Origin of the sequence: Ralstonia sp. RRA (assembly GCF_037023145.1) — a bacterium.
In the GTDB taxonomy this organism is placed as follows: Bacteria; Pseudomonadota; Gammaproteobacteria; order Burkholderiales; family Burkholderiaceae; genus Ralstonia.
Genome location: NZ_CP146091.1, coordinates 803,516 through 818,466, shown reverse-complemented (window position 1 = coordinate 818,466; position 14,951 = coordinate 803,516). Strand labels below are relative to the sequence as shown.

The 14,951-nt window shown below is 46.0% G+C and carries 15 protein-coding genes; 10 read left to right on the top strand and 5 right to left on the bottom strand.

The features are described from left to right. Positions 1–226 precede the first annotated feature (226 nt). The gene (locus V6657_RS04000) at positions 227–673 is read right to left on the bottom strand and encodes a hypothetical protein (protein WP_338754973.1); all 447 of its coding nucleotides are present in this window, start codon (positions 671–673) and stop codon (positions 227–229) included. Positions 674–1,602: 929 nt separating this feature from the next. Here V6657_RS04000 and V6657_RS03995 point away from each other — a divergent pair. From V6657_RS03995 to V6657_RS03970, 6 genes are all read left to right on the top strand, one after another. After that, positions 1,603–1,767 carry a hypothetical protein gene (locus V6657_RS03995; RefSeq protein ID WP_171984388.1) on the top strand — a complete coding sequence of 55 codons (165 nt, stop codon included), beginning with the start codon at positions 1,603–1,605 and terminating at the stop codon, positions 1,765–1,767. A 57-nt stretch (positions 1,768–1,824) separates the two neighbouring features. Continuing rightward, a complete protein-coding gene (locus V6657_RS03990; protein WP_338754972.1) occupies positions 1,825–3,501 on the top strand; it encodes a primase-helicase family protein in 1,677 nt (558 codons plus the stop codon). Continuing rightward, positions 3,498–3,917 (top strand): hypothetical protein, encoded by a 420-nt coding sequence (locus V6657_RS03985; protein ID WP_338754971.1) that lies wholly within the window; start codon positions 3,498–3,500, stop codon positions 3,915–3,917. The genes V6657_RS03990 and V6657_RS03985 overlap by 4 nt, the downstream gene beginning before the upstream one ends. Continuing rightward, complete coding sequence (locus V6657_RS03980; protein WP_143263687.1) at positions 3,914–4,156, top strand: hypothetical protein; 243 nt, start codon at positions 3,914–3,916, stop codon at positions 4,154–4,156. The genes V6657_RS03985 and V6657_RS03980 overlap by 4 nt, the downstream gene beginning before the upstream one ends. A 195-nt stretch (positions 4,157–4,351) precedes the next feature. Further along, positions 4,352–4,513, top strand: coding sequence for a hypothetical protein (locus V6657_RS03975; RefSeq protein WP_171984389.1), 162 nt, complete (start codon positions 4,352–4,354; stop codon positions 4,511–4,513). Between the two features lie 9 nt (positions 4,514–4,522). Beyond that, a complete protein-coding gene (locus V6657_RS03970; protein ID WP_338754968.1) occupies positions 4,523–7,240 on the top strand; it encodes a DotA/TraY family protein in 2,718 nt (905 codons plus the stop codon). A 182-nt stretch (positions 7,241–7,422) separates the two neighbouring features. On the opposite strand, the gene V6657_RS03965 is transcribed toward V6657_RS03970, so the two are convergent. Together V6657_RS03965 and bla are read right to left on the bottom strand one after the other, a co-directional pair. Then, on the bottom strand, positions 7,423–8,007 hold the full coding sequence (locus tag V6657_RS03965) for a hypothetical protein (protein ID WP_198107753.1): 585 nt from the start codon (positions 8,005–8,007) through the stop codon (positions 7,423–7,425). 585 nt (positions 8,008–8,592) lie between these two features. Continuing rightward, positions 8,593–9,564 carry a class A beta-lactamase gene (gene bla / locus V6657_RS03960; protein ID WP_200900872.1) on the bottom strand — a complete coding sequence of 324 codons (972 nt, stop codon included), beginning with the start codon at positions 9,562–9,564 and terminating at the stop codon, positions 8,593–8,595. A 178-nt stretch (positions 9,565–9,742) separates the two neighbouring features. Between bla and V6657_RS03955 the strand changes: the two genes are divergently transcribed. Then, complete coding sequence (locus tag V6657_RS03955; RefSeq protein WP_048931822.1) at positions 9,743–10,309, top strand: flavin reductase family protein; 567 nt, start codon at positions 9,743–9,745, stop codon at positions 10,307–10,309. On the opposite strand, the gene V6657_RS03950 is transcribed toward V6657_RS03955, so the two are convergent. Continuing rightward, the gene (locus V6657_RS03950; protein ID WP_048931821.1) at positions 10,306–10,836 is read right to left on the bottom strand and encodes an Lrp/AsnC family transcriptional regulator; all 531 of its coding nucleotides are present in this window, start codon (positions 10,834–10,836) and stop codon (positions 10,306–10,308) included. The genes V6657_RS03955 and V6657_RS03950 overlap by 4 nt on opposite strands. A gap of 148 nt (positions 10,837–10,984) precedes the next feature. On the opposite strand from V6657_RS03950, the gene kynB reads away from it, so the two are divergent. The 3 genes from kynB to kynA are packed head-to-tail and all read left to right on the top strand — an operon-like array spanning position 10,985 to position 13,794. Continuing rightward, positions 10,985–11,614, top strand: coding sequence for an arylformamidase (gene kynB, locus V6657_RS03945; protein WP_048931820.1), 630 nt, complete (start codon positions 10,985–10,987; stop codon positions 11,612–11,614). 40 nt (positions 11,615–11,654) lie between these two features. Then, the gene (gene kynU, locus V6657_RS03940) at positions 11,655–12,908 is read left to right on the top strand and encodes a kynureninase (RefSeq protein WP_048931819.1); all 1,254 of its coding nucleotides are present in this window, start codon (positions 11,655–11,657) and stop codon (positions 12,906–12,908) included. Position 12,909: 1 nt separating this feature from the next. After that, positions 12,910–13,794, top strand: a complete 885-nt coding sequence (gene kynA / locus V6657_RS03935; protein ID WP_048931818.1) for a tryptophan 2,3-dioxygenase — start codon at positions 12,910–12,912, stop codon at positions 13,792–13,794. Positions 13,795–14,078: 284 nt separating this feature from the next. Here the strand turns inward: kynA and V6657_RS03930 are convergent, their stop codons facing one another. Beyond that, a complete protein-coding gene (locus V6657_RS03930; protein ID WP_048931817.1) occupies positions 14,079–14,918 on the bottom strand; it encodes an IclR family transcriptional regulator in 840 nt (279 codons plus the stop codon). Between the last annotated feature and the right edge of the window lie 33 nt (positions 14,919–14,951).

The window sequence follows — 14,951 nt, the reverse complement described above, 5'->3', positions numbered from 1 at the left end:
GTTAGTCCAGTGGTAGAAAATGGCTAGAAAGTGCCTTAAAACGGCTCTATGACGATTTGCCTATTTTTTGAGCAAATCGGGACGCAAAAAAACCCCATGAAGGGGCTGTTTTGGTGGGGTGGTGCTGTTCCAGGTTGTGCCAGGTGTAGGGCTACAAGCTCGTTCTGGTGGGTTCTAGCTCACAACAGACACTTCCTGAATACGATGTTTCTGTTGCTGACTGTATTTAGATTTTTCCTCTTCCTTTGGTTGTTTGCTTGGTTTCCAAGCTGTGTTCTAGCTTGAACTTACTTACAAAACTCAAGATGTTTCCATAATACTCCTGATTTCTTTCTTCTAGTATTCTAAATTCCTCTTCGTATTCTTCTTTTGAAACATGCGTTGATGAAAGCCAACCCATAAATCTATCCCCCAAAGAAGTTGATGTATGGCGAAAAGTCATGTCGTCATCAAATAGCTTGTATATTTGAACCGCTACTTTAGGTTGCCACTCGCCCCACCGATCTTTTTCATAGCAAAGTATTGCCAAGCCATCGGCATCACCTAATCTGAAGCCATCAATCATATTTGCATTATCTATGTTCCAGTCCCAATTATGCATATCGTCATAGCAATCACCTTTCTTGTTGACTGCTCCAAACATTTCTATAAATTGCGTTCTTAACGTTTTCATAAGTTCTCCACCTTTGTTTTTATTATTTTAACAAAACAAATTGAATTGTCAACACAAAATAAGATATTTTTTCTACACAATTACCAAGTTCCAACTTATTTGAAACTGATTTTCTACTGATTCACACCGATGGCAAACTTAATTGAACTAATGTCTACTGATTTGAACCGATGTTTATTCAAATTTCTGCTAAAAGTAATTTACAAGAACCTATTGTACCTAAGTGGAAGTTCATTATTTTTCGATAGAAGATCTTTTATTCATAAGGCTTTTATAGAGAAATCATATCATATTATCTAACAACAAATGTAAAGCACTTGATTTTTGTCTATTTTCCGTTAGGATAATCTCATAAAAAGTAGAAAATGTAGATAAATGCTAGTGTTTATATGGGTTTCAGAGAAAAACACGAAAAACCGATGTATTACTTAAACATAGTCTTGTTTAACCATGTTCTTTCAATAAAAAAGCCAGCTTCATGCTGGCTTTCTTTTTTGTCTGGTGTGATAGATAGATTTTCAAGAGAGAAAAATTTTCAATATTAGAAACTTGGCTGTTAGCCAAGTTTAAAATCAAGAAGAATATGCGAACTTTTATAAATTCCCACCTTTACCCCACCTTTACCCCACCTTATTTATTTTTAATATAAATAATAATAAATATAGTATTTATAAGCTTCTTCTTCTATGTTGCCCCACCTTTCCCACCTTTCCCACCTTATAAAATCAAATATAAAAAGTTCGTTTTTCATATCGTCGTTTTTTTACGATGGGGGGGATATTCAAAAACCAATGAAGAACCAAGATTATCAATATTCTTCTTCCCCCACCTATTCACTTCAAAAAGGGTGGGGTAAAAAAAATACCTGTACAACTATTGACAAATTAAATAAGAGATGTAATTTAATAATATAGTTCAGGAGAAATTAAATGAAAAAAGAAAACAAAGATTGTAATTTCATGATTCCAGTAGGAAAAACGATGCTGGAACAAATGAGAAATGTTCGAGAACAAGATGATTTCAATTGGTGTGCTTATATACGAAAGTGTATAGAAGAAAAATTGAGAGAGCGAAAGATTGAACAAGTAAAATAAAATGGCAACCCCGTCAAGATTGCCAAATCAAACCAAAATAACTAAAAAGGCACTACTATGAATAATAATAACAACAAATATAATAATGTCAATGTTGAAGCTATATTGAATACGGAAGGAAATAAAGCGAACTATCTTTATGCTAGTTGTCATACTTCAATAGACAAAGATTTAATGTTGAAATTTGCAAAACAGTATTTTAATGAGTATTTCTTCGTTGAAGATTTCGCTGGTGAACCTGTTGTATTGCGACCATTCCATTCAACAAGAATAATTGAAGGAAACGATGGAAGAAAGAGAACATACACAACATTGAAATATAAGAAATATACTCACGAAAAATTTATCAAACAAAGAAGGAAAGAGATATTTGAAGTTAGAGTTGAAAATCAAAGAACCAACAAAATGGAAGTTAAAGAAATTCGTTATGTTGACTTCTGGTTAGACACAATGACTGATTTATGTAAGGTATATAAAGAAACCGTTTTTGACCCATCACCTTACTTTGATAATCCAGATGTATTGAATATGTGGACTGGATTTGTTGAGCCAAAAAAGGGAGATATAAGCATATTTCTAGATTATATTGAAAATCTTGTTGGAAATAAAATAAATGCTGAATATATCGTTAAATTGCTTGCTTATACAGTTAGATTTCCACATAGAAATACTGGAACATCAATTGTCCTTGTCGGTCCACATGGTTGTGGAAAATCCACATTATCAGAAACTATAAGAGCAATCTGCCCAAATCATTCAAATACAGTTGAGAATTTAAAAAAGGACTTATTGGAAGGGTTCAATGAAGAATACACATATACAAAATATTTTCTTCATGAAGAAAGCTTCTTTTCTGGTGACAAAGAATCATCAAATCACTTAAAAACTCTTATTACTGGCGAAACAAGAAAGACAAAAACAAAATTCTTCGCTAATGATGGTGTTGATAACTATGCTTTTCATGTTTTTACAAGCAATCATGAAGTTCCTGTTAATTTAGAAATAGGCGACAGAAGATATAATTTATTCAAATGTAAAAAGACTGATTTTAATTATGACGAATATTATGATTGGTTGAAAGGTGAAGGCAAACATTCATTAGTTAATTATTTCATGAATGAAGTTGATTTAGAAGGATTTAATCCAAGGAAAATACTTAAAACAAAAGAACACGATGAAGCTACTTTGAGTTGCCTTCCACCAATTGAAAATTACTTGAACCAATTACTACATCTTGAATGTGAGTGGCTAGAAGTTTTTGATGATGAATCATTGATTTCTGAAAAATGGATTTCCGAAGAAATAAAAGTAAATAGACAAAAGGTTTATGATGGATTTGTCAAGTATTGTAAAGACCATGATTTACATAAAACTCTTCGTGATAATCCACCAGCAGTGTTCACAAAAAAACTAGCTGAATTGTTTGATTTTCCAAAAAACCATAAAGATAACTGGAAAGATGCGAAGATTGGTAGATACTACAAAATCCCACAACTTAATAACGCAAGAGAAATGTTTTGTGAAGCTATTAAAGTTGATATTTGTGTTTTCTATCAAGAGAAATACGAAGAAAAGATAGAAGCCCAAATCAAAAAATTAGAATATGAAGCTAATTTGAAGTCTGGAAAATTTGACCATGCCAAAAAAGAATTTCCAGAAGAAGTGAAGGTTGAAATTCCCAAATACATGCCAAAGTTTGGAAAACAAGAAGCATATTATGGAGAAGAAAAATGATGTTTAGTAAATCAGATATTTTAGAAGCATTAAATACAAATGGCAGTCGCCTAAATTTGGAGCATTCAAGGTGTGTATCCTTTGAAAATAAATGTTTTATTGATTATTGCCTTGAATACAATGAAACATACAAAATGATTGATAATATTGTTGGTCAAAGAAAATCAGTTGAATGGTCTTATAATAGTGTTCCACAAGGTGGATGGTTTCTCCCTGGCTTCATAGAATCACACAGAGAAGATAAATACAAAATCTATTATGTGAATGAAAATGGTAGAAAAATCCACAAGGAAAAAATGTTTGCTTATTTTTGGGTTAATGTGTTTATTCCTGAAATGAGAAAATTTTGCTTGAAAAATAAACTAGAAAGAGAGTTGAAATCAAATAACAATAAAACTAAGAGAACCAAGATATGAAACGAACAGCAGAAGAAACCAGAAAAATTGAATCACTTTATTTCATGAAGCATATTGATGATTACATGTTGCTATTTCCTGAACATGAAGGAACTGTAAAGCATACTGATTTACATAGATTTAGAAAGGCATTAGAGAATGATTCTGAATTGAATGATAAATTGGAGATAATAAAAGAAGTTCGCTCTGTATGTATGGAAAATAAACTATTTCCACGGTTGAAGAAACAATCATCATGAAATCATGTAGGCGAAGCCAAAAAACAGCGAAGCTTTCCCGAAAAAGAAAAAGCCCCATTTATTGGGGCTTTTCTATTATCTAAATCCATATTCTTGAAAATCTATTTATGTTGAAAATATCTCTTATTCTATGTTGACAATATGGCTATTTTTGTTATGGTTTATATGAACAACTAAAATTCAAGGAGAACAAAAATGAATGATATTCAGAAATTTAACAAAACAATACATGTAAAGGTATCAAATGAGTTAAGGGAAGATATGAAGGTTTCAGCAAAGAAATTAGGAATGTCTGTTAGTTCATATCTTCGTTCACTTCACTTGTTTTCAAAACAAAATAAAAACAACAACAAATAAGGTGAAATCATGAAAGCGATAATAAAAATTCTAATGGTGCTTTCTCTTGTTCTAATTCCATCCTTGTCTTTTGCTGGTGATTTGGGGCTAACTCCAATGACAACAGACAAGATGATGATGGTTATGAACTCTATATTTGGGAAACTCGGTGTATTTGGTGGTGAATCATCTGACTCAATGGCTGGTTTAATTGAAATCGTTAATATATCAGCATTATTTTGTGCTGGAATATTGTTTGTTTATTATGTGATTTTCGCCACTGTTGGAACAGCACATGATGGCGAATTTATGGGAAAGAAATTCTCCGGTGTTTATCTTCCAATCAGACTAGCTCTTGTTCCTGCTCTTTTACTTCCCATCAATAACGGATATAACAGCATTCAATATTTGACTGGAAAAGTTATTACTGCTGGAATTTCTTTTGCTGATGCTGGTGCTTCAAAATTCATGAGCAATCAAAATCTTATACAAGTTGCCCAAACTGGATTGATTAAGCCAGAAGTTAATAGCTTGGCTTACAATCTTTTTGCTTCTTATGCTTGTATGAATGTGATGAAGCAATTTCAACAAAATTATAATCAAGCTAAATTATTATTTCCAAATATGACCGTTGGAATAACAAAAGAAGATGGAATGAATAATATCATCTATAAATTTGGTGATAAAAATGGTCAAGTTGATGCTTGTGGAACATTAACCGTTTCTAAATGGCAAGCTCCTGCCGTTGATACTAGCCAATCTTTACAGAATGTCGCTACTGGTCCATTAGGTGCTATTACTAACTTGGTTCAAGCTTCTGATGCTGTTAGTAGGATGCAGGCTATTTCTCAAAAGAACCAAGAAGAAACAGCAAATCTTATGAACAAGATGGATACTTTATCTGCTCAATTAGTTTCTTCTGGTGCTCCTATTGATCCCAAATTGATTGCTGATGCTGTTGGTCAATATAGAGAGAATATGAATTCATTTGCTTCACAACAAATTCTTTCATTAGACCAGTTTAGTGAATTGAAGAAAAGTGTTGACCAAGATGGATTTATTTTCTTGGGTGCTTACTATCAAAAAATCAGTAAATTGATGGATTTAACTAATTCAGCTATTGCCAATGTTCCTGTTGCTTCTGGTGTATCTCATTTTGACAGATACCCATTACATGATGAATGGAGTAAAGCATTAAATAATATCGGTAAAGTTGTTGATTTATCTAGTGCTGGTGTTGTGAATTATGGTGTTGGTGATGAAACAGGTGGTTCTAATGAAAGTTGGTGGGACACCATAAAACATTCAGTCAAAGAAGGATTTTCACCAGTTCCAATAATCAAAAAGCTTTTTACTTCTGCTGGAACAATGACATTCGATAAGAATGAAAATGCTGTATTGAAAGTAGAAAGAATTGGTGGGTGGTCTGGTGCTGTTGCTAGTGCTGTATATGTTGGTATCGGTGCTCTTTCTTCTTCAATTGGTAATGCTCCTGGAATTGGAATGTTCTTGAATGTCACACTAATAACATTCATTCCACCAATCATGATATTTGCTTTTTGGGCTCTTTACATTGTCCCAATGCTTCCATTCTTTATTTGGATTGGCTGTATCATGGCTTTGTTAATTTCTTATGCTGAAACTATTATTGGTTCAACATTATGGCTAGTAGCAATACTTTTTGAAGGTCATGAAATTATCGGGCAAGGTTCTAACGGATTTAAACAACTCCTATCAATATTATTCAAACCTTTATTGATGGTTGCTGGATTTGCTCTATCCGTTTCAATTGTTCAAATAATTGGCTCATTGATAACATCTATCTTTCCTGATGTTTGGAATTTGGCTCAAAGTGATAGTGGATTGTTGACTTATGTATTAGGTATGTTTGCTATGCCTGTTGTTTATGTAGGGATGATGACTTATCTAATCAAGAAATGTTTTGATATTGTCCATGTTCTTCCTGACCAAGTAATCAATTGGATTGGTGGATTAGGTGTTTCAATGAGTGGTCATGGTAAAGAAGCTTCTGGTGCTGGTGCGATTGCTGGTGCTGGTGCTGTTGCTATGGCTTCACAAGGTGCTTCAAAAGCTCTCAACAACAAAATTAACCAAGATAGAATAAACAATGAAAAGAAAATGGCTGATTTTGATAGAAGAACAGATAATCCAGAAACAAGAGAAGAAAGAACTAGAAATAGCAATAAAGCTGAATCTTCAATATTGGATAATCTTGAATACTCTGGAAATACATTGAAAGGGGCACAAGCTCAATCAATGTTGAATAAAGCTGTTAATATGGTTGGTGGTAAAGATTCTGTTGAAGGAAATGAATTCATGAACCAGATGAAGGACTCAATTGAAAGAAATCCTGATTCTAATTTTGAACAACAATTGAATTCAGCAATGAACAAACACCTAATTGATAAATATGGCTCTGGTTCTGGTCGTGTTGTTGCTATGGCTGGTGGTGGTTATTTTACTGATTCAGCAAAAGAAACAATGGGAGTATTTAAATCTGCTCAATCTAGCCTAGATAAAACTGGAATGTCTGATATTGAAGTAAAAGACACTATTTCAACAGCAAATTCTAATGCCATGAATTCATTTGAAACTGACAAGCAATCAGTTAAAAAAGGTGGAAATATGGGATTAGGTGATTACTTCGTGAAGGAAATTAACAAATCACTTCCACAAGATTTAAAAATAGAAGAAAGAAATGTTGAAATGAAACCAACTGTCTATTGACAAATGAAGTAAAGTAGTTAATATCATTTATGAAGTATAGATAATAATGAAGTTCTCCGAAGAAATAAATGGTTCAAGAAAAACTCCTAGAAATAGGGGTTTTCTTGTTTGGTGGATATATTTTCAACAGATAAAGAAAAAGCCCCTTTATGGGGCTTTTTGCTTTCTTTGGAAGGGCAGTATCATGCCTTGATACCCAATGCTTGCTTGAATTTTTCAACATCAAATTCAAGTCGCTTTGCTTGTTCATTGATATGCTTGTAAACCTTCTTGTTAGCCATGATGCCAACAGTGGGAGTAGAAACATGGTCAATAAAGTAAGCTTTGTCCGTAATCAATTCAACGAACTTCGCAACACCCATCTTCTTGATGGCTTCTTTTGCTCCCTTCGAAATTCGCTCACCAGTTTTGATAGCTTCTTCAACTTCCTTACCATCCTTGTCCTTAAACTTGATGGTGGCATATTGGCGAACTTCGGTATTAGCACCACGGGGGAACTTTTCCGAATAATACTTCTTGATTTCTTCATTCGAGTATCCACCAGCCGTAATAATTTCAGCGATGGTGTAAACCTTACCATTCAGGAAGGAAAGGTTTTTCGCCTTATCTCGTTGGGCGATTTTTTCACGAACCGAGTTTTTCAGTTCAAGAAGGTTTTTTTCTTCATCGGGTGTTGCTTCAAAATCGGACGATTTGGTTTGAAGCTCTTGAAGTTTGGTGAATTCTTCTTCGGTCAGAACTTCCTTGGCATTATCAAGAAACGACATTTTAGCTTCCTTCAAGTTTGGTTGAATTCAGCCAACCCCGTTAGCTGATGACTACATCATACCACAAGAAGAAAACCCATCAATAAAATTTTTATAATCGAAGAAATTTATTCAATTGATTGAGCACATTAGAACCTTCAACTACATGAAACTTCTTTGATGAACTTCATTATTTTTATTTATGATTGATGAAAGTTCTTCCCACTGCCAAACCCACATAGGAAGGTTTTGGGGCTGTTTTCTGGTGTGATGGGGTGTCTACCTACTGCGAACCACTCGGACTGCTCTACGGGGCTAGAAATGGCTCTGGTGAAGGTTTCCCCTTGCTGACCTATGGCGAAGCCATGCCCAACAAGGTTCTTTGAGAAATTCAGCAGATGAACCAGCAGAAAAAATCCAGCAAAAATTAAGTGTATGATTTTATGGAGAAAAACATAACTAGGCTGTTAGGTTGCACCAGAAGCAGCCTCCGCCCAGGACGGCGGTTTCGAGTTGACGGTTTTGTTGGTTTTCCAAGGTTTTTCTCCTGACACAGCTTCCAGTTTTTGGGCAGAAAGATCTGCCACAAGGGTCGGCCTGTTTGACTTACTGCATGCTCTTGAACAGAACGGCACCCATTCGCGCGATAGCCGCATTGCTTTCGCCAAGGGTTGCTTTCGTGTTTGTGATGTAGATGGAGACCAGCAACGGCTTTTTCCCTTCAGGGTAGACAACCGCGACGATGGAGCGAGATCCGTATCCCCCTGCCCCAGTCTTGTCGGCAATGCGCCAAGTGGGAGGGAGGGATTTCCTCAACAAGTCATTGGCAACCTTGTCATTGACCATCCAATGCGTCAGTTCGGCCTTCGCGTTTCGAGACAGTCCATCGCTAAAGAAAATCTGGTTCAAGCTGTTGGCAGCGGCGATCGGCGTCGTGGTGTCCCGACGGTCACCCGGGGTGCCTTCATTGAGCTCGGGCTCATTCCGATCCAGGCGGGTTTTATGGTCGCCGATGGATCGCATGAACGCATTGAAGCCCTGGGTACCACCAATGTTCTCAAGCACCTTGTTGGCCGCCGTGTTGTCGCTGTAGCTCACGGCGGCTTCGCACAGCTGCGCATTGGTGGCCGACTGCAGTTTCTCCGTAATCGGGGAGTAGGTCACCAGGTCGCTCTTGGAAATTGCGGTGATATCACTGAGCGCCAGCTTCCTTTGATCGACCTTCTCAAGCAGCGCGGCACACAGGTAGGCCTTATGCGTGCTGTTGATCGGGAACGCCTCATCGCCCCGATAGCTCCAGGTGTAACCAGACTCCTTGTCGATCACCGCGATACCAATTCTGGCCTTGAGACCGGCCTCTTCGGACTTGGCCGCCTGCAGTAACCACTGCGCGTTGAATGCATGCGCATTGACACTCGCGGCCAGCATGCCCGCCATCAGGGTGAAGAACTTACTTGTCTTAGCAATCATCAGTGCAACGATTCGAAATCCATTGAGAAGCGGCTGTGCGTGCCGGACGACGACCGTTGCCGTTTGACACCGGGCTTGCCGAAGCGCTGCGTCAAAAATGTAACGCATGGATATCAGAGCCGCTTTTCTTTGGGAGCACACGATGCCATTGGTCGGCGGAGCACGCGTTTCCTGACATGTGCGCTTGGCGTCATGCAAACCCCTACCTTGCGGCGGCCTATCGGGCGTCCGTTACAATTGAGCCTTACTTTCGGTAGTTTGCATGGACCATCACGGAGCCATTCCCATGGATGTGCGCGATAGGGAGCTGTCCGCGCGCAAGCCGTCGGCGCATGGCAGCGCCACCCCGCCTGACTTTGATGCCGCACATTTCCGGCATGCGCTGTCCCAGTTCGCCACGGGTGTGACGGTTGTCACCACGCGCTCTGAGGGCGGCCCTGGCAAGCCGGCGTTCGTCGGCGTGACGGCCAGCTCGTTCAATTCGGTGTCGCTGGACCCGCCGCTGGTGCTGTGGAGCCTTGGCATGCAGGCGAATTCATTCCCGCTGTTCCACGCCGGCTCGCACTACGTCATCAATATCCTGTCGGCGGATCAGTTGGACTTGTGCAAGCGCTTCGCCACCCTTAAGGGCGACCGCTTTGCCAACATCGATTACGCCCTCAGCCCGACCGGCCTGCCGATCCTCACGCAATCTCTGGCGTGGTTCGAGTGCCATAACCGCAGCCGCTATGACGAGGGCGACCACGTTATCTTCGTCGGCGAGGTGGAGCGCTGCGGCGTGGTCGATCCAGACGGCGCCCCGCTGGTATTCCATCGCGGCGCGTTTTCATCGCTCACGGCGATCGGCGGCTAGCCACCCTTCGGGCGCTTGCTGGCGCCCGCCCCACTCTCCAGCGGCCGCACACCGCGCGATTCCATCAGCAACGCCAGCCCGCCTTCCCGGTCCTTGATCGTGCGCAGGACGATGTTCGAGCGGATGTCCATCACGCCCGGCGTCTTGTACAGCCGCTCGATGATGAATTCTGAGTAATGCTGCAGCGTGGGCGCCTGCACGCGCAGGATGTAGTTGCAATCCCCGGTGATGATGTAGGCGGCCACGATCTCGGGCCAGCTCTGCACGGCGGCCATGAAGGTCTCGTGCCAGCCGGTCACGTCCTGCCGCATCGACACCTGCACGATGGCCTCCAGCTCCAGCCCCAGCGCCGCCCGGCCGAGTTGCGCCCGGTAACCGGTGATGGCGCCGCCCTCCTCCAGCATCCGCACACGCCGCAGGCACGCCGACGGCGACAGCGCCACGCGCTCAGCCAAGTCCTGGTTGCTGATACGGCCATCCTCCTGCAGAACCTGGAGAATGCGCAGATCGGTGGTATCGAGTTGCATCTGTCGTTGTTCTTTGCGTGATCTCTTCAATACGTTGAATTTTATGCGAATTCAACCGGATCGCACGCACGAATATGCAAACCCATTGCGCGTAGATTTCCCTATCATTTCGGCACGGATTCACCGAGTTTTCTGCCCTGGAGCCGCCTTGGAACGCACTTTGTGGGACATCAGCCCCGCCCTCTCGACCGCCACGCCTACCTGGCCCGGCGACACGCCGTTTTCGCAGGAAATTGCGTGGAAGCTCGAAGGTGACTGCCCGGTCAACGTCGGACGCATCACGCTGTCGCCGCACACCGGCGCGCATGCCGATGCGCCGCTGCACTATCACTCAGATGGCGCGGCCATCGGGCAAGTGCCGCTGGACGCCTACCTTGGCCCCTGCCGCGTCATTCACTGTGTAGGCGTGGCGCGCGTTGAGCCGGAACACGTGCGTGATGCGCTCACTGATACGCCACCGCGCGTGCTGCTGCGCACGTACACGCAAATGCCGCAGACCACGTGGGACGACAACTTTGCCGCCGTCGCGCCCGAGACCATCGAGTTGCTGGCCAGGCACGGCGTCAAGCTGATCGGCGTCGACACCGCCTCGCTCGACCCGCAGACCTCCAAGACCATGGACGCGCACCATGCCGTCGGCAAACACGGCCTGGCCATTCTCGAAGGGCTGGTGCTCGACGAGGTGCCCGCCGGTGATTACGAGCTGATTGCCCTGCCGCTCAAGTTCGCCACGCTCGACGCGAGCCCCGTGCGCGCCGTGCTGCGCAGCCTGCCCTGATCCCACAGAACACCAACGCTTTCATCGCCCCAACATCACCATGACTTTGACCCGCAACTCCTGCCTCGAACGCGACGCGGCCGACCCGATCGCCCCGCTGCGCGATGCCTTTGCGCTGCCCGACGGCGTGATCTACCTGGACGGTAATTCGCTCGGCGCCCGCCCGAAAGCCGCGCTGGCCCGCGCACAGGAAGTCGTCGCCAGTGAATGGGGTGACGGCCTGATCCGCAGCTGGAACCAGGCCGGCTGGTTCGAACTGCCGCGCCGCCTGGGCAACAAGCTCGCCCCGCTGATCGGCGCACGTGAAGACGAAGTCGTCGTCACCGACACCACGTCGATCAATCTGTTCAAAGTGCTGGCCGCCGCAATCCGCGTGCAGCGTGAAGACGCGCCGAATCGCAAGATCATCGTCTCGGAAACGCACAACTTCCCGACCGACCTGTACATCGCCGAAGGTCTGGCCGATCTGCTGCGCGATGGCTACAAGCTGCGCTTGATCGATTCGCCCGACGAGCTGGAAGGTGCGCTGGGTGACGACGTGGCCATCACCATGCTCACGCACGTGAACTACAAGAGCGGCCACATGTACGACATGGCGGCCGTCTCTGCGCTGGCGCACAAGCATGGCGCGCTGGCGATCTGGGATCTGGCGCATTCGGCCGGCGCCGTGCCGGTGGACCTGCACGCCGGCGGCGCGGATTACGCCATCGGCTGCACCTACAAATATCTGAACGGCGGCCCGGGTTCGCCTGCCTTTGTGTGGGTCGCACCGGCGCTGCGTGATCGCTTCTGGCAGCCGCTGTCGGGCTGGTGGGGCCATGCGCGGCCGTTCGCGATGGAATCGCGCTACGACGCGGATGCCGGCATCGGCCGCTTCCTGTGCGGCACGCAGCCGATCACGTCGATGGCGATGGTCGAATGCGGGCTCGACATTTTTGCGCAGACGTCGATGGCCGCGCTGCGCGCCAAATCGCTCGCGCTGACCGACCTCTTCATCACGCTGGTGGAAACGCGTTGCGCGGGGTTCCCGCTCACGCTCGCCACGCCGCGTGACCACGCTGTGCGCGGCAGCCACGTCAGCTATGAACACCCGAACGGCTACGCCGTGGTGCAGGCGCTGATCGCGCGCGGCGTGATCGGCGATTACCGCGAGCCGCAGATCATGCGCTTCGGCTTCACGCCGCTGTACACAAGCTTTGCCGATGTGTGGGACGCCGTGGAAATCCTGCGCGACGTGCTGGAAACCGGCGCGTGGCAATCGGCCCAATTCAACGAACGTACGCTGGTGACCTGAGATGTCGAATCCGAATCAACCTGCAGCATCGGGCTGCCCCATGCATGCCGCACAAGGCAACGAAGGCGAAGGCTGGCACAACGCGCAGCTCGATTTCTCGAAGTCGATGAGCTATGGGGACTACCTCGCGCTCGACCAGATCCTGAACGCGCAGCACCCACGTTCACCGGATCACAACGAGATGCTCTTCATCGTGCAGCACCAGACCACCGAGCTGTGGATGAAGCTGATGCTGCATGAGCTGCGCGCGGCGCGTGATTGCGTGCGCAACGACAACCTGCCGCCGGCGTTCAAGATGCTGGCGCGCGTGTCGCGCATCATGGATCAGCTCGTACAGGCGTGGAATGTGCTCGCCACGATGACGCCGCCGGAGTACTCGGCCATGCGGCCGCACCTGGGGCAGTCGTCAGGCTTCCAGTCGTATCAGTATCGCGAGATCGAGTTCATTCTCGGCAACAAGAACGCGGCGATGTTGAAGCCGCATGCGCATCGTCCGGAGCATTACGAGCAGGTGAAGGCTGCGCTGGAGACGCCGTCACTGTATGACGAGGCCGTGCGCTACATGGCGCGTCATGGCTTTGCGTTCGATGCGGATTGTGTGGAGCGGGATTGGTCGCGCCCCGTTACCTACAACGCTTCAGTGGAAGCGGCTTGGCTTGAGGTCTATCGCGATCCGACGCACCACTGGGAGCTGTACGAACTGGCCGAGAAGTTTGTTGATCTGGAAGATGCGTTCCGGCAATGGCGCTTCCGCCATGTCACTACGGTGGAACGTGTGATCGGGTTCAAGCGCGGCACCGGCGGCACTGAAGGTGTGGGCTATCTGCGCAAGATGTTGGACGTGGTGCTGTTTCCGGAGCTTTGGAAGTTGCGGACGGATTTGTGATTTTTGCTGTTGGTCCATCCCCGGTTTCATCCCCTGCCGGGGCTGACTCACTTTCTTTGTCTTGCCAAAGAAAGTAAGCAAAGAAAGGCGCGCCCGAGATGGCGAAAGACTCCTTGAATTTCTGTCGCAAGGAGGGAGGGGAGGCAAACTCGCTTCGCTCAGACAAGCCTCCCCTCTTTTTCCTCCGTGCAACAGAAATTCAAGGCGCCATCTAGGGCATCAACGGCCAAACCGTTGGACTGCTTGTGCTGTCGTTGGAGCGATCTCTCGTCGTTCGCTGGGGGCTACATCGCTGGTTCTACCACTTGGCCGAGTCGCGCTGCGAACTCTCGCAGCGCGGGCGCAAGCTCGTCGCGAATGCGCTCTGCATCAGCCGATGCGTACGGCGCGCTGCAGCTCACCACATACGGTTCACGCTGACTCGGCACGAAGAACGCCACCGCACACGCGTGAATGGCCGGATGCCAGTCGCGCAGCGATACGGCATAGCCGTCGCGCATGCCGGCCTTCACTGCATCGTCTGCTGCCGCACCTTCTGCCGCCCATTGCGCTGGCTGTTGCGTGCGCAGTGCCTCGTACAGGCGCTCACGCTTTGCCGCAGGCAACGACGCCAGATACGCCCGTCCCATCGAACTCGACAGCAACGACAGCCGCGAGCCCACGCCCAGCCCTGCCGAACCGCTCATCGATGGGCTGTCGTGGCGGATCGTTTCCAGATAGACCATGTCCAGCTTGTCACGCTTGCCGAGCGAAATCGACACGCCGTGCTTCTGTGCAAACGCGCTCATATGCGGCCGCGCGAGCTGAATCACGTCGCTCGACGCAAGGTAAGCAAACCCCAACGCCAATACGCCTGCATCCAGCCCGTACTTGCCAAGCGCCTCGTCATAACGCAGGTAGCCCAGCGAGACCAGCGTACCTGCCAGTCGGCTGACGGTCGCCTTGGGAAAGCCCGTACGGCGCACGAATTCCTGGTTGCCGAGCAGCGTGTCACCGGGGCGGAACGCGCGCAGCAGTTCCAGCCCGCGGGCGAGTGCCGTCACAAAGTTCGGATCGCCTTCGCGGCTGCTATCGCTAATACCGCTGGCATCGAATTCGGGATCGGGGAGACGGGTTGTGCTCATGGCAAAAAAGGCCTGGAAATTGTCTTCGGTTGC